A 17,364-nucleotide genomic window follows, 5' to 3' on the forward strand; every position below is an offset into this window, starting at 1 on the left:
CTATTGCTGCGTCATTCCCCGCCTCCCACATTGACATCGCGCATCTTTGTGCAATGTGTCTGCTCAGCGGCGCCGCTCGCGCCTGAAACAGGAGAATACCCCCATTCGTCGTCCTTTCCGCGCTGCCCCGACCCCGACCAAAGACGGCCCGCGTTCGAACCGCGACATTCGCGGCGTCCGCGATGTCCAGCTCATCGACGATACCGGCGCCAATCGTGGCGTGGTGTCGTTCTTCGAGGCCTTGAAGATTGCCGAGGATGCCGGTCTCGACCTGGTCGAGATCGCCCCCAACTCCGAGCCTCCGGTCTGCAAGATCCTCGACTATGGCCGCTTCCGCTTTCTCGAGCAGAAGAAGGCGGCCGAGGCGCGCAAGAAGCAGCGCACCATCGAGATCAAGGAGATCAAGCTCCGGCCGGGCATCGACAAACACGATTACGACGTCAAGATGAAGGCCATGCACGGCTTCTTCGAGGAGGGCGACAAGGTCAAGGTGACCCTGCGCTTCCGCGGCCGTGAGATGGCGCACCAGGATCTCGGCGTGAAGGTGCTCGAGCGCGTCAAGGTCGACCTCGTCGACGTCGCCAAGGTCGAGAGCGACTGGCAGCTCGAAGGCCGCCAGATGGTCATGGTGCTCGCGCCCAAATAACGGGCGGTTTCCGTTATGCGATTTGGATCAGGCCCGGCCTAGCCTTGTCATGTCAGGCTGGCCGGGCCTTGTCATATCCGGCGCCGCAATGTTTCGATCCGGTTCGCTTCCGATAATCGAGAGACCCTGCTCCATGTCCCTGCCCAGCATCACGAACCAGCGCCGCGATCTTGCCGCTGCGCTCCGCCTTGCCGCGAAGTTCGAGCTGAACGAGGGCATCTGCAATCATTTCTCGGTCGCCCTGCCGAATGGCCCCGACGGCAAGCCACGCTACCTGATCAACCCCTATGGCGTGCACTGGTCGGAGATGAAGCCCTCCGATCTGCTCTTGATCGACGATAAGGGCGAGGTGCTGGAAGGTGAGGGCGAGGTCGAGGCCACCGCCCGCAACATCCATGTTGCCGCCCACAAGGCCAATCTGCGCCATGTCGCGGTGCTGCATGTCCACATGCCCTACGCCACCGCTTTGACCATGGTCGAGGGCGGCAGGCTGGAGATGGCGCATCAGACAGCCTGCCGCTTCCATGGCCGCACGCATTATGTCGACCATTTCGGCGGGCTCGCGCTCGATGCGAGCGAGGGCGAGGCCATCATCGCCGCCAGCAAGGCTTACGAGCATGTCGACATCACCTTCCTCGCCCATCACGGCGTGACCATTGGCGGCCCCTCCGTGGCGGTCGCCTTCGACGACCTGTATTTTCTGGAGCGCGCCTGCCGGCAGCAGGTGCTGGCGATGTCGACCGGCCGGCCGCTGAAGCTCATTCCGCAGCAGCAGATCGAGGCGACGGCGCGCGATTGGCGCGACGTGCTGGTGTTTCAGTCGGAGAAGCATTTTGAGGCGCTGCGGCGCATCGAAGGGGCTTGATCCAGGATCGCTAGAGCGTTTTCGAGCTAAGTGGATACCGGTTCCCCCGCGACAAACGCGAAGCGTTTGCGCGGAGAAAACGCGTTAAAACAAGGAGCTAGAGCATTTCCGCGATTCGGAGAAACCCGGAAATGCTCTAGACGGCGGCAGTTCGTCATTCCGGGCTCAGCAATCTCTACGAAGCCGCGCTCGAAGCCCGCGCCGGAATAGCTATGGCGTCCGATAGCCGCGCGCTGAGCGGTATTCGGCGATCTGATGCTCGTTCAGCATCTTGGCCATGACGAGGTGATAGCGCAGATGGGCGGCGCGCAATGCGGCTCGCGCCGCGCCGACCGCTTTGGTTTCGGCCTCTATGGTCTCAGGCGTCGCCCGGCGCTCCTTGAAAGTACGATCGAGCTGGCTCTCAGCTGCGATCACGGCCTGCCCGATGTCGATCGTCTCCTTGCGCATGGCCGTGACAAGGGCCTCGGTTTGGTGTGTCTGATCGGGGGTGAGTTGTAGCCTGTCGGCGAGTTCGAGCACATGTAGCGGACCCGGATAGCCGTTCAGTTCGGCTGGAAGCGCCATCGCGAGACCGCGCCCGTTCCACAGGCCATCGAGCTCTTCGGTGGACAGCGAGGGCACGGCGCGCCCGTCCAGGCCGGCATAGGGCTGAGCGCGAGCCGACCCGTGGCCGGCATGCTGTGCGTTTGCGACGCTCGTCAGGGCAAGCAGCATCAATGCGAGAGGCACGGTCTTCATATGGGATTCCTTTGGTGAGGCGCGGAGCTTGCCATCACCCGCCGATGCCCCACATGATCGCTGTCATGTCTGACACGGTCGCTGCTTTCGTTCTGAGCCGCCAGGATGCCGCCCATCAGCTTGAGCCGGGCCAATCCCTCTTCCGCGAAGGCGACGCCGTGCGCCGCGCTTATGTCGTGCTGGAAGGCGAGATGAAGCTCGTCCGATATGGTGCTTCGGGCGCTGAACTGATCCTCCACCGCGTTGGCAGCGACACGCTCCTGGCTGAAGCATCCTGCTTCAGCGATCGGTATCATTGTACGGCCGTGGCGATTTCAGTGTGCCGCCTCGCCAGTGTTGGCCGTTCTGTTCTGTTTTCCGACGACGCGGCGGCGCCGTTCCTGTTCTCGCTTGCGCGCGACTTGTCGCGTGAAATCCAGCGCAGCCGCGCGCGATGCGAGATTCTCGCCTTGAAGACGGTCGATGACCGCCTCGATGCCTGGCTGGCGCTGAATGATGGTGCCATGCCTGGAAAGGGGGGCTGGGCGCTGCTGGCAGCCGAGCTGGCGGTGAGTCCCGAGGCGCTCTACCGCACGCTCGCCGCGAGGCGGAAAACGCCCGGCCTCTCCGTCGCCAGCGGACCGGATGCGGGTATTGCAACCCGCCGTGCAAGGCCGACGCGTTGAGGCCGCGCTTGAGTTGCGGTTTCGAGCAGGCGCGACGTGCTGGTGTTTCAGTCGGAGATGCATTTCGAGGCGCTGCGGCGCATCGAAGGGGCCTGGCCGGCTTTTCAGCCGAGCAGGCGCCGCAGCTTCCTCACGGCGCTCTCCGGTGTCGTCAGCACCGGCCTGCCGGTCGCGGCCATGACCGCGGGCGCTGATCGCGCCAGGCTGAACTGGGCGAGCGCGATCACGTCGCAATCGGCGAGATCGCGCGCTGCCTCTGCGGCGAGACGGTCGTGCTCGGCGCCGTCACCACGGTCGAGGGCGGCGAGCGCGCCTTCCGCCAGCTTCGGCATGATCGTCAATGCAGGAGGAAACTCCGGCGGCATCGAGGCCAGCGTCGGCGCGAAGCTGGCGAGGAGGCCGATGCGCGCGCCGGCCTTTTCGGCCTCCTCGATCATCGCCTCGTTCGGCTTCAGCACCGGCAGCGGCGCAAGCTCGCGCTGCACCGCCTCGATGCAGGGCCCGAAGGCCGAGCAGGTGAACAGGATGCCGTCGGCGCCGGTCGCCTTCGCGTAGTGCGCGAGTTCCAGGAAGCGCCCTGTCATCGCCTCCGTGATCTTGCCGTCGCGGGCGAGATCGGATGAGAGGCTGTCGTCGAGCAGGTTCATCAGCCTGGCTTGTGGCCAGAGCTCGGCGAACGCCGCCTCGATAGGGGGCGGCGAATGGCGCAGCGCATGGATCAGCGCGATCCGCATGAGTGGGTCTCCTTCCTCCGCCGCTAGAGAGTTTCCGATCCGATTGGATTGTTCAACGGCTCTAGCTCTTTGTTTGAACGCGTTTCCCCCGCGCAAACGCTTCGCGTTTGCGCGGGGGAAACGGTATCCACTTCGCTCGCAAACGCTCTAGCGGACCGGATGCGGATATTGCAGCCCGCCCTGCGAGGCCAGCGCGTTGAGGCCGCGCTTGAGCTGCAGTTTCGAGCCCATGCCGACATTGCGCTCGAAGCTTTCGCCGTAATTGCCGACATGCTTGACGATGCGATAGGCCCAGTCATTGGTCAGGCCGAGGCCCTCGCCGAACTTGCCCTCGACGCCGAGCAGGCGCTTGATCTCGGGGTTCGAGGATTTCAGCATCTCGTCGAGATTGGCCTTGGTCACGCCGAACTCCTCGGCGTTGAGCATGGCGTAGTGCACCCATTTCACCAGCGCGACCCAGCTCTCGTCGCCGCGCTTGACGGCGGGGCCGAGCGGCTCGCGCGAGATCAGCGTCGGCAGGATGACGAAATCGTCCGGCTTGGAGAATTTCAGGCGCTCGGCGGCGAGTCCCGAGGAGTCGGTGGTGAAGGCGTCGCAACGCCCGGCCTCCAGCGCCTTGACGCCTTCCTCATTGGTGGAGAAGCCGATGATCTCGTATTTCAGGTTATTGGAGCGGAAGAAGTCGGCAAGGTTGAGCTCGGTCGTCGTGCCTTGCGTCACGCAGATCGAGGCGCCGTTCAGCCCCTTCGCCTCGGTGACACCGAGCGCCTTCTTCACCATGAAGCCCTGGCCGTCGAAATAGTTGATGATCGGCCAGGACATGCCCTGCGAGGTGTCGCGCGACATCGTGTAGGTGGCGTTGCGGGCGAGCATGTCGACCTCGCCGGCCTGGACCACGACGAAGCGCATCTGCGGCGTCGTCGGCACGAAGCGGACCTTGTTGGGGTCGTTGAAGATCGCCGCCGCGACGGCGCGGCAGAGGTCGATGTCGAGCCCGTCCCAGCGCCCGTCCGGCCCTTGCAGGCCGAAGCCGGGCAGGGCGATGTGGTTGCCGCAGATCAATTCGCCGCGCGCCTTGACGCGCTCCAGCGTGCTGGTTTGAGCGAAGGCGGTGGTCGCGGCCGCGGCCGTGGCGAGGCCGAGGCCGGTCGCGAGCAGGCGTTTGAAGATTGTCATCGTAGTTCCCCTGTTTTTTGAGTGCTTGGTTCTGATCAGGCGCCTTTGGCGCCAACTGGGGCGGCTTGGTTCTGCCGCTCTTCATGGTCTCCGGCGAGACCGGCCCAGAGCCGGTGCAGCGCGGGTTTACGGTTGCTGCTGTCGCGATAGGCGACGAGCGAGAGCGGCATGGCCCAGGCCTCTCCGCCTGCCGGGACCAGCTTCGGCCCCGCTGCCGCCGCAGCGCATTCCGGCAGCCAGGCGACGCCGTAGCCGGCCACCGCCATGTCGCGCAGCACGTCGGCCATGTCGCTCTCGATGACGCGGTGGCCGGCCAGCGGCTCCGGAGCGGCTTCGATGATGAGATCCACCATGCGGCCGAGATAGGCCCCGGCCGAATACATCAGCAGCGGCAACGGCGCCTTGGTCTTGCCGGGTAGCGGCCAGCGTTCGGCGTGTTCGGCGGCGACATAGGGGCGCAGATGTTCGACCCCGATCACCAGCCGGTCGTAGCGCTCGGCGTCGAGATGGATCGGCTGCTGCGCATGGTGGAAGCAGACCAGGAGATCGACCGCGCCGGAGACCAGTGCCGTCACGGTGTCGTGGACATTGCCGGGCGCGACCTTGCAGCTCAGCGCACGCCCCTGCGACCAGCTCGCCCACCAGCCGGGGAGGCGGCCGGTCGCCAGCGCATGCGGCAATGCGATCACGACCTGGTCGCGTTTCGCCGTAGGCTGGCCTGACAGGCCGGTCTTGGCATCGAGCAACTGATGCAGCGTCTCGGCGGCGGTTTCCCTGAAGCGTTCGCCCTCGGGCGTCAGGCGCGTCGGAAATACGCTGCGATCGATCAGGGTGACGCCGAGCCAGGTTTCGAGCGCCTGGATTCGGCGGCTGAAGGCGGCTTGCGAGGCGTTCCGTTCTTCGGCGGCGCGGGTGAAGTTGCCACGCTCGGCGACGGTGAGGAAATCCTGGAGCCAGCGTATGTCCATCTCAGCGCGCCTCGCTGAGCGAAGCGTTGACGCAGGCCCGCGCCAGGGCCTCGGTCGGGTCGATGCCGAGCGGCAGGAACTCACTGTCCGCAAGAGCCAGGGGCAGTTCGGTGCAGGCCAGCAGCAATCGCTCCGCTCCGGCGTCGAGAAGGCGCCGGCTCGCTTCCTCTGCATGCCGAAGAGCGAGCGGGCGCTGGCCGGCTTTCGTCGCGGCGATGGCACTGTCGACCAAGGCCTGCGCCGGCTCGTCGGGCAGAATGAGACGGGGCCCCTTGGCGCCGAAGCGCGACTGGTAGAGTCCGGCTGCGATGGTGCCGCGCGTCGCCATCAGGGCGACCGCGCCGATGGGTGGTTCGATCTCCGCGATCATCGTCATGACCGCGTCGGCGATGTGTAGCAACGGCACGCGGCTGCCGCGCGCCAGGCGTTCATGCCAGTAATGCGCGGTGTTGCAGGGGATGGCGATGAACTCCGCCCCGGCGCGCTCCAGCTGCATGATACCCGCTGCCATTGGCAGGAAGGGCGCATCGCTGCCCGCGGCGATCGCAGCCGAGCGATCGGGAATCTGCGGCACGCCATGAACGAGCAGCGGTACATGGTCCTGATCGTGCTGCGCCGGCGTCAGCATCACCACCTTCGTCATGAAGTCGATCGTCGCGGCCGGCCCCATGCCGCCGAGAACGCCGATGAGCCGCCGATGTGGGATGTGCTGCATGGCGCATCTGTGCCGGCTCGCATGGCGCATGGCCAATGCAAATTTTGCATCGAAAATTCGATCAATGCCCGGCTCCATCGTGCAGGGCGCCGACGATCGCGGCATCGACGGCTTCTCCGAGCCGTTCGACGATCATGTCCATCACCGCTGCGTCAGCGATGAAGGGCGGAGCCAGCAACACATGGTCGCCGGAGGTTCCGTCGGCGGTTCCTCCCATCGGATAGACCATCAGGCCGCGCGCCATAGCCGCCTGCTTGACCCTGGCGTTGAGCTTGAGGCTGGCCTCGAAGGGCGTCTTCGAGGCGCGGTCGGCGACGAGCTCGATGCCCCAGAAATGGCCGCGCCCGCGCACATCGCCGACATGATGATGGTTGCCGAAGCGCTCTTTCAGGCGGCGCTCGAGATGGGCGCCCTGGAGACGGACATTGGCGAGCAGGTCGTCGCGCTCGATTACCTTCTGCACCGCGAGCGCGGTCGCGCAAGCAAGCGGGTGGCCGTTATAGGTCTGGCTGTGTGGGAAGGCCCCGGAGCCCTGCCGGATCGCCTCGACAATCCTGCCCGAGGCCAGCATCGCGCCGATCGGCGCATAGCCGGCGCCCAGCCCCTTGGCGATCGCCATCAGATCGGGCGCGATGCCTTCCTGCTCGCAGGCGTGCAGCGTGCCGGTGCGGCCCATGCCGCACATCACCTCGTCGAGGATCAGGAGCACGCCATGGCGGTCGCAGATCTCGCGGATCCGCTTGAAATAGCCGGGTGCGGGCGTGGCGGCCCCGAGCGTCGCGCCGACGACCGTTTCGGCGACGAAGGCCGCGACGGTGTCGGGTCCGAGCTCCAGGATCTTGGCTTCCAGCTCGTCGGCGACGCGCAGTCCGTATTGCTCCGGCGTCTCCTCAGTGCGCCGGTCGCGATAGGCGTAGCAGGGCGCGATATGGTGGCCGGTGAGCAGCATCTCCTTGAACGGTGCGCGATCCTTCATGCGGCCGCCGACCGAGAGCGCTCCGACCGTGATGCCGTGATAGCTCTGCCGGCGCGAGATGAAGTTGGTCCGCCGGCTCTCGCCCTTTTCGATGAAATAATGCCGCGCCAGCTTCAGGCAGGCCTCGATCGCCTCGGAGCCGCTGCTGCAGATGAAGACGTTGCTCAGCCCCCTCGGAGCGCGCGCGATCAGATGCTCCGCCAGCTCCTCGGCCGGCTGCGAGGTGAAGAAGCTGGTATGGGCATAGGCCAGCTTGTCGATCTGGGCATGCATCGCGGCAACGATGTCGGGATGGCCATGGCCGAGGCAGGAGACAGCCGCGCCGCCGCTGGCGTCGATATAGCTCTTGCCCTCGGCGTCGAAGAGCATGACGCCCTTGCCGCCGACGGCGACGGGATAAGCGCCGTTGACGCTGCGGTGAAGCAGATGGCTCATGATGGTCTCCGTTTGGCGCGGCGAGGGGTCTCGAAGGTCGAGAAGGCGTCGAGCTGGGCCTCAGAGGCGGCGATGGCGTCGAGCGCCGGCTTGCCGCGTCGCGCCGTCATCAGCGCCGCCAGGCATTCCACCGCCGCAAAGGCCGGCGTCATGCTGTGGAAGAAGGAGGGCGTCTCGGTGCGCACCAGCACCGTCTCGTCGGCGAGCGCGGCGAGCGGCGAATGCGCGCTGTCGGTCAGTGCGACGATCGAGGCGCCCTTGTCGCGCGCATAGGCGGCGGCCTGGAGCGTCAGGCGCGTATAGGGCGAGACCGAGATGACGAAGAGCACGTCGCCCGGGCCGATCCGGCGCAAGGCATCGATGCCACGCCCGCCGGCTGTGTCGGCGAGGACCGACTCCGCGCCGATCAGCGTGCGGATATAGTCGAGCATATAGACGGCCGGAAAGGCCGACCGCAGCCCGAAGCAGAAGACGCTGCGCGCATTCGCCAGCAATGCGGCCGCGCGTTCGAGGCAGGCGACGGATTGAGGCTCCCGCAGGGCCCGGACATGCTCGGCCAAGGCCGCGAACATGTCCTGCGCGATGGCGCTGTCGCCCTCGTCGCCATGGCGTTCGAGCAATTCGGTCGCGCGGTTGGCGAAGCCGTCGGGGCGCTGGCGCAGCGAGGCCGCATAAGCCGTTCGCAGGGCGTCGTAACCGGGAAGGCCAAGGCGCTGCGCCAGCCGTGTGAAGGTTGCGGGCGCAAGCCCGGCGCGGCGCGCCTGCTCGCGCGTCGTCAGCAAGGCGACATCGGCGGGGTGGTCGAGCACCCAGCGCGCGACCGCTTGCAGCTGCGGAGGCAGTTTATCGAATTGCGCATCCAGGGCGGTGGCGACGCCGATCTGATCCATGGCGGGATCATAGCGGGACTTGCAGCGGAGTGAAACAGATGATCCTTAAATTATTATATGAAACAAATGACGCATTTCGATGCAGGCCGCGGCGCATTTTTGGTCTGAGGCGAGAGCAGCCTGGCAGGGGCTGCCTTCTGACGTTGCGGCGCGCTTTGCGCCCGGCCAATCCTGCGCCCTGTGAATGATCGTTGCATTTGCCGCAAATTTGAGCGCCGCGGGCAGGGCGAGGTTGGTGCGAATCGGCCGCTCAGGTGATTTGGTTCGATCTGGAACGGTAGCGTTGAGTTCAGCCTTTTCTCGGCCGCCGGGTCCTCGCCCAGGCGGCCATTGGCGCGAATGGAAGAGCCCAACCTTGCAGACGCTTCACAAGGGAATCGCGATCGATCCTTCGCTGGCGGGCATCATCCGCCATATGCATGCGATCGACGACTATCGGCAGGTTTTCGATCGCCTGCAGGCGTCGTGGGATACGCTGACCCTACTCGGCCAGCTCTCGGGCAACGCGACCGAGATGTCGGGCACACGCTCCGCCTTCGAGGAATTGACGGCGAGCCTGCTCAACCATCTCGCCATCGAGACGCGCGACAAGGTCGTCAGCGATCTCAGGACCAAGGCGCAGAACGCCATCGACGTGCTGGTGCGCAATCTCTTCGAGCGCACGGCCGATATCGGCTTCCTCGCGGCTGACACCGACATTCGCGAGATGCTGGAGGAGGCGACGCCGACGCCCGCTGCCCGCGAGGCGATCGAGGCGCGCTTCCGCGACTATGTCGCGAAATATTCGGTCTATTCCGACATCGTCCTGGTCGATCGCGAGGGCGCGGTCCGGGCCAGGCTCCAGGCCCACCCGGCTGAGACGGCGCGGCACGCCATCATCGACGAGGCCCTGAGTTCAAGCGGCGCCTATGTCGAGCATTACGGCGTGGTCGATTTCGTCTCGGAGGCGCAGTCGCTGGTCTATGCCTGGCGCGTCGAGGATCGCGCCAAGCGCCCGCTCGGCGTGCTCGTGCTGGTCTTCCGCCTCGCCGACGAGATGACAGGGATCTTCCGCAAGCTGCTGCCGGAGGATGACTGGACGATCCTGGGCTGCGCCACGCCGCAGGGCGAGGTCATCGCCGGCTCCTGCGCCATTCAAGTGCCGGCGGGGCTTGCTCTGTCGCCGGCCGCGCTGCAGGGGCGCGACCCCGTGCTCAAGCTCGGCGGCCGGCAATATCTCGCTGTCGCCTGCCGCAGCTCCGGCTATCAGGGCTATATGGGGCCGGGCTGGGTCGGGCTCGGGCTGCTGCCGCTGGAGGCTGCCTTCGCTCAGGGCGACGGCGCGCTCAGTGCGCGCATCGACGCTGGCCTGCTCGCGGCGGTGACCGGCCGTTCCGGGCTGTTCTCTGAGGACCTGCTCACGGTCTCGCGCCAGGCCGCGATGATCCAGCGCGACCTCAACCGCTCGGTCTGGAACGGCTCGATCCGCCAGGCCGGGTCGACGGCCGCCAATGCCGCCTTCTCGAAAATCCTGCTCTGGGAAATCTCCAATGCCGGTCGCAGGACGCAGGCCGTCTTCGACGCCTCGATCGGCGACCTCCACCGCACCGTGGTTGCGGCGATCATGGAGAAGTGCCGCTCGCGCGCGGCCTTCGCCATCGATGTGATGGATCGCAATCTCTATGAGCGCGCCAATGATTGCCGCTGGTGGGCGCTGAACGCGACCTTCGCACGCGTGCTGTCTGAGCCGACGCCGGAGGGCGCGCGGCATTGCGGTGAGATCCTGGCGACGATCAATTCGCTCTATACGGTCTACAGCAACCTGATCCTGTTCGACGCCAAGGGCGTCGTCGTCGCGGTCTCGCAGCCGGGCGAGGCGCATCTCGTGGGCGAGACGCTCGCGGCGGAATGGGTGCAGCGGACCCTGGCGCTGCGCTTGGACCAGCATTATGCGGTGTCGGGCTTCGAGCCTTCGCCGCATTATGGGGAGGCATCGACCCTGATCTATACGGCCGCCGTCCAGGCGCCGAGTGGGGGCAAGGCGGTCGGCGGCATCGCGATCGTCTTTGACTCGACGCCGCAATTCGGCGCGATCCTGCAGGATTCCCTGCCGGCCGATGAAGCCGGCGCGGCGCTGCCCGGCGCCTTCACGCTACTTGTCGCGGGCGATGGCAGCATCATTTCCTCGACCGATCCGCGCTTCGCTGTGGGCGCACCGAGCCCGATCGTCATCGACCCGCAGGGGTTGGCCAATGAGGGCGATCTCGCCGGCATTCGTACATTCGAGGGCAAGCATGTCGCGGTCGGCGCAGCGCTGTCGAAGGGCTATCGCGAATACAAGACCAGCGATGGGCACCATGCCGATGTGGTGGCGCTCTGTGTCGTGCCGCTCGGCGATGTCGCGGCCGAGGCCGGAGCGCGGCCGTCGAGCGCGGCGGCCAACGCCATCGCGGCGCGCAGGCTGCCCGAGGGCGTCGAAGCCTTCGAGGCCGCGACCTTCCATATCGGCCGGCATTGGCTCGGCGTGAAGGCGCGCGATGTCGTCGAGGCCGTCGATCTCGCCGGCCTGAAGCCCTCTGCCAAGCAGGCGGAAGACGGTTTGCTCGCCGGCTACAAGCTGCATCAGGGCGACCCTGTGCCGGTGCTGCGCCTGGCGCGGCTGCTCGGCATTCCCGACGGCCTGGGCGAGGACCAGCAGATCGTCATCGTGCGCGCGGCCGGCCGGACGCTCGGGCTCGTCGTCGATTCGCTCGGCCCGATACCGGAAATCCCGGTCTCGGAATTGCAGCCCTTGCGAGACCTGACCGCGAAATTGGAAGTCCCGGCGCTCGGCGTCGTCGCTGCGCGCGATGCGCAAGGGGCGCCGGCGGGCATGCTGATGCTGCTCGACGTCGACAGGCTCGGCGCCCGGCTCGACGGCGAACCGGTTCCGCCGCTGTTGCGCGCCGCCGAATAGCGGCTCAGGCCGAGAGCCGGAGCAGCGCTCGCGCTTCCGCAGCCGTTGCCGGACGACGGTCATATTCGGGGCAGAGATCGGCCACGCGCTTCACCAGCGCGGCGTTGGACGGCGCGAGCCTGTCGCGATCGAGGCGGACATTGTCCTCCAGCCCGGTGCGGCAATGGCCGCCGAGCTCGAGCGACCAGCGGTTGAGGGTGATCTGGTCGCGGCCGATGCCGGCGCCGGTCCAGGTCGCATCGGGCGCGAGCCGCTTCAGCGTCGCGATGTAGAATTCGAAGGCGGCGCGGTCGACCGGCATGGCGTTCTTCACGCCCATGACGAACTGCACATGCAGCGGCCCCTTGATCGCACCCGCAACCCCCATCTCGACCGCCTTGAAGATCATCGAAAGGTCGAAGGCCTCGATCTCGGGCTTGACGCCATGCTCGAGCATCTCGCTCGCCAGCCAGTCGACCAGCTCGGGGCTGTTCTCGTAGACCCGTGTCGGGAAATTGCAGGAGCCGGTCGAGAGCGAGGCCATGTCGGGCTTCAGCGAGAGCATGCCGCCGCGCTCGCGCCCCGCGCCGGAGCGCCCACCGGTCGAGAACTGCACGATCATGCCGGGGCAATGCTGGCGCAGGCCCTCCAGCAAACGGCCGAAGCGCTCGGGGTCGGAGGTCGGCGCGCCCTCGTCATTGCGGACATGGCAATGCGCCAGAGTCGCGCCGGCCTCAAAAGCGGCCTGCGTGGATTCGACCTGCTCGGAAATCGAGATCGGCACGGCCGGATTGTCGCGCTTGGTCGGCAGCGAGCCGGTGATGGCGACGGTGATGATGCAGGGCGTGGTCATGGCTTCTCCGGGCCTGAACGGTCGATGGTCGCAGACTCACCCGAACACGGCCAGCCGCAGACCAAGCGCAATCAAGACGACGCCCATGATCACGTCCAGCCCTGGTTTGGCGCGGACATAGGTACGGCTCACGGCGGGCACGGTGAAGAACAGCGTCACCGCGATCCACCAGGCCGCCGAGACCACGACGACGACCGCCACGGCCGACCAGAACAGCCAGCCTGGCGCGCCGGCCGGAATCATCACGCCGAACAGGCTGGCGTAATAGGCGACGACCTTGGGATTGGTGATGTTGGTGATGAAGCCAGCGCGGATCGCCTCCAGCCCCGACACCGGCGCGGAGGCGGCGTGAGAGGCGCCATGAGCGGCGGCCTGGCCCTTGGCGCGGATGATCGCGATCAGCAGCTTCGCACCGAGATAGATCAGATAGGCCGCGCCGATGAGCTGGAGGCCGCGATAGGCCAGCGGGAAGCTCGCCAGCAAGCTGCCGAGACCGGCCGCCGCCGCGAACGCCCAGGTCAGTGTCGCCAGCACGACACCGAAGCTCAGCAGCAGCCCGGCGCGGCGATCCCCTTTCACCGCATAGCTCATGACGACCGCGAAGGTCGGGCCGGGGCTGGCGATCGCAAGCGCATGGATCGCCGCGATGCCCGCCAGAATGGTGACCTGATTCATCGACGCTTCCCCCCGAGATAGCCGGATGCCGTCCACGTTCTTCGCCGCGAAACGGCACCCGGTCCCATCGATGGATGTGGCGTCGTGCGAGTCAAGCCTCGCGGTCGCTCGGTCTCGCCGGCCGGCGCATCCGGCTCAGCCGTCGACCAAGGCGAGGGCAGCCTCGGTATAGCGGTTGCCGACGACCCGCTCGGGTGATGTCGCCGCGGCGATGGCCGCAAGCTCGGCCGCGCTGAGGCTGATGGCGGCAGCGGATGCGTTCTGCTCCAGGTTTGCGATCTTCCGGGCACCGGGGATCGGCACGATGAAGTCGCCCTGGTGCAGCACCCAGGCCAGCGCCAGCTGCGCCGTCGTCACGCCCTTTCGCGCCGCGATCGCCGTCAGCTCGTCGACGATGACCGCATTGGCTGCCATCGCCTCGGCTTGGAAGCGGGGCAAAGTGTGGCGCCAGTCATCGGCGCCCAACTGGTCGGGTTTGCTGATCGCGCCCGTCAGCAGGCCGCGACCGAGAGGGCTGTAGGGAACGAAGCCGATGCCGAGCTCACGGCAGGTGGAGAACACCTGCGCCTCCGGCTCGCGGCTCCACAGCGAATACTCGCTCTGCACGGCGGCGATCGGGTGCACCGCATGCGCCCGCCGGATCGTCGCCGCGCTCGCCTCCGACAGGCCGAGTGCACGGACCTTGCCCTCACGGACCAGTTCCGCCATCGCGCCGACCGTCTCCTCGATCGGCACTGCAGGGTCGACGCGGTGCTGGTAGTAGAGATCGATGACATCGACGCCGAGCCGCTTTAGCGAAGCCTCGGCGACGGCCTTGACGTGCTCTGGCCGGCTGTCGACGCCGGTCATGCGCGCCGGCCCTTCGCCATCCCGGCTGATCTTGAAGCCGAATTTCGTGGCGATCACGACCTTCTCGCGTACGGGTTTCAGCGCCTTGCCGATCAGGATTTCATTGTCGTAGGGGCCATAGACCTCGGCTGTGTCGAACAGGGTCACGCCAAGGTCGACGGCGCGGCGCAACGTGGCGATGGCGGCGCTCTCTTCCTGGCCGCCATAGGCGAAGCTCATTCCCATGCAGCCCAGGCCGACAGGATAGACACTCAGTTCAGTTCCAAGCTTGCGGGTTTTCATCACGGGCTCCTCTGCTGTGATGAGGTTCAGATAGTGCCGCTGGCTTCGTTCGATAATCAGCTTGAGATTGCACGCCTTGATCGATTAAATAGAGCAATGAGCCGTAGTCATCTCTCGCAATTGGCCGTCCTGGCGGCTGTTGCCCGGAATGGCGGCTTTCGCGACGCGGCGAAGGAACTTGGCATCGCGCCCTCCGCCGTCAGCCATGCGGTATCGGCGCTGGAAACCGGCTTGGGCGTTCGCTTGCTGGCACGCAGCACGCGCAGCGTCGCGCCCACGGAAGCCGGAGCCCAGTTGCTGGAGCGGCTGCACCCGGCGCTGCTGGAAATCGATCTTGCGCTGGAAGCGGCGGTCGCGTCCCGAGACGAGCCCGCCGGCAATCTCCGGCTGACCGTGCCGCGCACGGCGGCCCATACCGTGCTGGCGCCGAAGCTCGGCGCCTTTGCCGCAGCCTTTCCGGAAATCGTGCTGGAGATCGTGATCGAGGACCGGTTTTCCGACGTCGTCGAGGGTGGTTTCGACGCAGGTATCAGGCTTGGCGAGAGCCTGCAGCGCGACATGATCGCGGTGCGCATCGGGCCTTCGATGCGGGGGGCGGCGGTCGCTGCGCCCTCCTATTTCGAAGGCAGGCCCCGGCCGGAGCGGCCGCAGGACCTGTCCGCTCATCGCTGCATCCGCTTCCGCTTCTCCAGCGGCGTGATCTATCGCTGGGAGTTCGAGAAGGAGGGCGTCGCCATCGAGCCGCCGGTCGAGGGGCCTTTGATCCTGGGCGAGGATCACCTGATCGTGCAGGCCGCCATCGATGGAGCCGGCATCGCTTTCGTCTTCGAGGACTATGTTCGCGACGCCCTCGCCGACGGCCGGCTGGTGCGCGTGCTGGAAGATTGGTGCCCGCCTTTCGACGGCTTCCACATCTACTATCCCAGCCGCCGCCAGATGCGGCCGGCGCTCAGGGCTTTCATCGACTTCTTTCGGGTCGAAAGCCGCTGAAGATCAGAAGGGGCAGGGCGATTCTCGATCCCCGCCCCCTTTTTGGCGTCGTGCCGTCAGCGGATGGGCGGCGCGAATTGCAGCCCGCCATCGGTCCAGAGCTTGTTGACGCCGCGCGGCAGGTTGATACCCGATTTCGCCCCGAAATTGCGCTCGAAGCTCTCGCCGTAATTGCCGACGGTCTTGACGATGCGCGCGACCCAGTCGTTGCTGAGGCCGAGCCCCTCGCCGAACTTGCCCTCGACTCCGAGCAGGCGGCGGATTTCCGGGTTCTTCGAGTTGAGCATCTCGGCGACATTGGCCTGGGTGACGCCGAGCTCTTCGGCGTTCACCAGGGCAAACACCGTCCAGCGCACGATATCGAACCAGGCCTGATCGTTCTTGCGGACCCAGGGGCCGAGCGGCTCCTTCGAGATCACCTCGCCGAGCAGGACATGCTCGTCGGGGGCCTTCAGGCGGCTGCGGGTTCCAGCCAGCGCCGAGAGATCGGTGGTATAGGCGTCGCAGCGCCCCGCCTCATAGGCCTGCACGGTGTCTTCCAGCGTCGCGAAAGCGACGGTTTCGAACTTGATGCCGTGGGTGCGGCCGTAATCGGCGAGGTTGAGCTCCGTCGTCGTGCCCTGGGCGACGCAGATCGAAGCGCCGTTGAGGTCCTTGACGCTGGCGACGTTCAGCTTCTTGCGCAGGATGAAGCCCTGGCCGTCATAGTAGTTGACGGCGGTGAAGGTCAGGCCCTGGCCGACATCGCGCCCGAGGGTCCAGGTCGTCGTGCGCGCCAGCACGTCGATCTCGCCGCTCTGCAAGGCCACCAGCCGGTTCTTGCTGGAAAGCGAGAGATAGGAGGCCTTGTCGGGGTCGTTGAAGATGGCGGCTGCGAGTGCGCGGCAGATATCGGTATCGAAGCCCTTCCAGGCACCGTTGCCGTCCTGCAGCGAAAAGCCGGGCACACCCTCGCTGGCGCCGCAGATGATCTGGCCCCGTTGCTTGATCTTGTCGAGCGTCGACTGGGCGAGGGCAGGCGCGCTGGCCGCTGCGCTCAGGACGATGCCGGCCAGAAGTCCGACCAATGAAGTTCGCATGACGTTTCCTCTTAAGGTAATGTGGGCCTCTTAGCGGGCCGTGTGAGACGCTATGGTGACGTGTTGACGCGCCTTCCGTCGATCTCGTCAAGCGGCTTATGGGCGCCATTGTCGCGCCCTTGCCATTGCGTGGCTTTTCTGTCATACGCCCGGCCTTCGATCGCCCGGCTGATAAGGGCTGCCGTGGCGGTCGATCTTTGCTTCCCCAAGAGCACTTCTTGAACAAGCAAAAATGAAGCGGCGCATTGTTGGCGCGCGCGATCCACGAGGAGTTGAAATGCCCAAGATCAAGACGAAGTCGAGCGCCAAGAAGCGCTTCAAGATCACCGGAACCGGCAAGGTGCTCTACGCCCAGGCTGGCAAGCGTCACGGGATGATCAAGCGGACCAATAAGCAGCTCCGCAATCACCGCGGCACCAACGTCCTCTTCGAGGGCGATGCGGCCAACGTGAAGAAGTATTTCCTCCCCAACGGCTGACGCCACCCTAACCTTCCGGAGATCATCACATGGCTCGCGTGAAACGGGGCGTAACGTCCCATGCCAAGCACAAGAAGACACTCAAGGCCGCCAAGGGCTTCTATGGCCGCCGCAAGAATACGATCCGCGCCGCCAAGGCGGCCGTCGATCGCTCGATGCAATACGCCTATCGCGATCGCAAGAACCGGAAGCGCTCGTTCCGCGCGCTCTGGATCCAGCGCCTGAACGCTGCGGTGCGTGAGCACGGCCTGGTCTACTCGATGTTCATCAACGGCCTGACCAAGGCCGGCATCGAGCTCGACCGCAAGACCCTCTCGGCCATGGCGATCGACGATGCGGCCTCGTTCACGGCCGTCGTCGAGCAGGTCAAGGCCGCTCTGGCCGCCGAGCCCAACGCCGGCGAGCGCAAGGCCGCCTGAGCGGTTTTGCCTGA

Annotated in this window: 18 protein-coding genes; 7 read left to right on the plus strand and 11 right to left on the minus strand. The window is 66.1% G+C overall.

Annotation, left to right across the window (positions count from 1 at the left end; all coding sequences use genetic code 11):
• The first annotated feature begins 103 nt into the window (after positions 1–103).
• Positions 104–646 (plus strand): translation initiation factor IF-3, encoded by a 543-nt coding sequence (infC, locus tag ACSQ3P_RS23845; RefSeq protein WP_069693568.1) that lies wholly within the window; start codon positions 104–106, stop codon positions 644–646.
• Positions 647–779: 133 nt separating this feature from the next.
• Complete coding sequence (locus ACSQ3P_RS23850) at positions 780–1,511, plus strand: aldolase (RefSeq protein WP_310152610.1); 732 nt, start codon at positions 780–782, stop codon at positions 1,509–1,511.
• A 210-nt stretch (positions 1,512–1,721) separates the two neighbouring features.
• Here ACSQ3P_RS23850 and ACSQ3P_RS23855 read toward each other — a convergent pair whose 3' ends face one another.
• The gene (locus ACSQ3P_RS23855) at positions 1,722–2,252 is read right to left on the minus strand and encodes a hypothetical protein (protein ID WP_436167951.1); all 531 of its coding nucleotides are present in this window, start codon (positions 2,250–2,252) and stop codon (positions 1,722–1,724) included.
• Between the two features lie 65 nt (positions 2,253–2,317).
• Between ACSQ3P_RS23855 and ACSQ3P_RS23860 the strand changes: the two genes are divergently transcribed.
• The gene (locus ACSQ3P_RS23860; RefSeq protein ID WP_436167952.1) at positions 2,318–2,917 is read left to right on the plus strand and encodes a Crp/Fnr family transcriptional regulator; all 600 of its coding nucleotides are present in this window, start codon (positions 2,318–2,320) and stop codon (positions 2,915–2,917) included.
• 104 nt (positions 2,918–3,021) lie between these two features.
• On the opposite strand, the gene ACSQ3P_RS23865 is transcribed toward ACSQ3P_RS23860, so the two are convergent.
• The 6 genes from ACSQ3P_RS23865 to ACSQ3P_RS23890 form a co-directional block, all read right to left on the minus strand.
• Entirely contained in the window at positions 3,022–3,651 is a 630-nt protein-coding gene (locus tag ACSQ3P_RS23865; protein ID WP_436167953.1) for an aspartate/glutamate racemase family protein, read from the minus strand.
• 147 nt (positions 3,652–3,798) lie between these two features.
• Entirely contained in the window at positions 3,799–4,827 is a 1,029-nt protein-coding gene (locus ACSQ3P_RS23870; protein ID WP_436167954.1) for an amino acid ABC transporter substrate-binding protein, read from the minus strand.
• A gap of 35 nt (positions 4,828–4,862) precedes the next feature.
• A complete protein-coding gene (locus ACSQ3P_RS23875; protein ID WP_436167955.1) occupies positions 4,863–5,795 on the minus strand; it encodes a LysR family transcriptional regulator in 933 nt (310 codons plus the stop codon).
• Position 5,796: 1 nt separating this feature from the next.
• Entirely contained in the window at positions 5,797–6,510 is a 714-nt protein-coding gene (locus ACSQ3P_RS23880; RefSeq protein WP_436167956.1) for an aspartate/glutamate racemase family protein, read from the minus strand.
• Positions 6,511–6,571: 61 nt separating this feature from the next.
• A complete protein-coding gene (locus ACSQ3P_RS23885) occupies positions 6,572–7,921 on the minus strand; it encodes an aspartate aminotransferase family protein (protein WP_436167957.1) in 1,350 nt (449 codons plus the stop codon).
• Positions 7,918–8,811 (minus strand): MurR/RpiR family transcriptional regulator, encoded by an 894-nt coding sequence (locus ACSQ3P_RS23890; protein WP_436167958.1) that lies wholly within the window; start codon positions 8,809–8,811, stop codon positions 7,918–7,920. Before ACSQ3P_RS23890 ends, ACSQ3P_RS23885 begins: the two co-directional genes overlap by 4 nt.
• A gap of 355 nt (positions 8,812–9,166) precedes the next feature.
• Between ACSQ3P_RS23890 and ACSQ3P_RS23895 the strand changes: the two genes are divergently transcribed.
• Positions 9,167–11,746: a chemotaxis protein CheW gene (locus ACSQ3P_RS23895; RefSeq protein WP_436167959.1), complete on the plus strand. Its 2,580-nt coding sequence runs from the start codon at positions 9,167–9,169 to the stop codon at positions 11,744–11,746.
• 4 nt (positions 11,747–11,750) lie between these two features.
• Here ACSQ3P_RS23895 and ACSQ3P_RS23900 read toward each other — a convergent pair whose 3' ends face one another.
• The 3 genes from ACSQ3P_RS23900 to ACSQ3P_RS23910 all read right to left on the minus strand — a co-directional run bounded on the left by ACSQ3P_RS23900 (position 11,751) and on the right by ACSQ3P_RS23910 (position 14,384).
• Complete coding sequence (locus tag ACSQ3P_RS23900; RefSeq protein WP_436167960.1) at positions 11,751–12,578, minus strand: 3-keto-5-aminohexanoate cleavage protein; 828 nt, start codon at positions 12,576–12,578, stop codon at positions 11,751–11,753.
• A 36-nt stretch (positions 12,579–12,614) separates the two neighbouring features.
• Positions 12,615–13,253, minus strand: coding sequence for a LysE family translocator (locus ACSQ3P_RS23905; RefSeq protein ID WP_436167961.1), 639 nt, complete (start codon positions 13,251–13,253; stop codon positions 12,615–12,617).
• A 135-nt stretch (positions 13,254–13,388) separates the two neighbouring features.
• On the minus strand, positions 13,389–14,384 hold the full coding sequence (locus tag ACSQ3P_RS23910; RefSeq protein ID WP_436167962.1) for an aldo/keto reductase: 996 nt from the start codon (positions 14,382–14,384) through the stop codon (positions 13,389–13,391).
• Between the two features lie 96 nt (positions 14,385–14,480).
• Here ACSQ3P_RS23910 and ACSQ3P_RS23915 point away from each other — a divergent pair, with 96 nt between their 5' ends.
• Positions 14,481–15,374, plus strand: a complete 894-nt coding sequence (locus ACSQ3P_RS23915) for a LysR family transcriptional regulator (protein WP_436167963.1) — start codon at positions 14,481–14,483, stop codon at positions 15,372–15,374.
• Between the two features lie 56 nt (positions 15,375–15,430).
• On the opposite strand, the gene ACSQ3P_RS23920 is transcribed toward ACSQ3P_RS23915, so the two are convergent.
• Positions 15,431–16,453: an amino acid ABC transporter substrate-binding protein gene (locus tag ACSQ3P_RS23920; RefSeq protein ID WP_436167964.1), complete on the minus strand. Its 1,023-nt coding sequence runs from the start codon at positions 16,451–16,453 to the stop codon at positions 15,431–15,433.
• A 277-nt stretch (positions 16,454–16,730) separates the two neighbouring features.
• On the opposite strand from ACSQ3P_RS23920, the gene rpmI reads away from it, so the two are divergent.
• Together rpmI and rplT are read left to right on the plus strand one after the other, a co-directional pair.
• On the plus strand, positions 16,731–16,931 hold the full coding sequence (gene rpmI, locus ACSQ3P_RS23925) for a 50S ribosomal protein L35 (protein WP_066609790.1): 201 nt from the start codon (positions 16,731–16,733) through the stop codon (positions 16,929–16,931).
• Between the two features lie 29 nt (positions 16,932–16,960).
• Positions 16,961–17,350, plus strand: coding sequence for a 50S ribosomal protein L20 (gene rplT / locus ACSQ3P_RS23930; protein WP_069690216.1), 390 nt, complete (start codon positions 16,961–16,963; stop codon positions 17,348–17,350).
• The last annotated feature ends 14 nt before the right edge of the window (positions 17,351–17,364 follow it).

The sequence above is a fragment of the Allobosea sp. LjRoot9 genome (assembly GCF_964252745.1).
Lineage (GTDB): Bacteria > Pseudomonadota > Alphaproteobacteria > Rhizobiales > Beijerinckiaceae > Allobosea.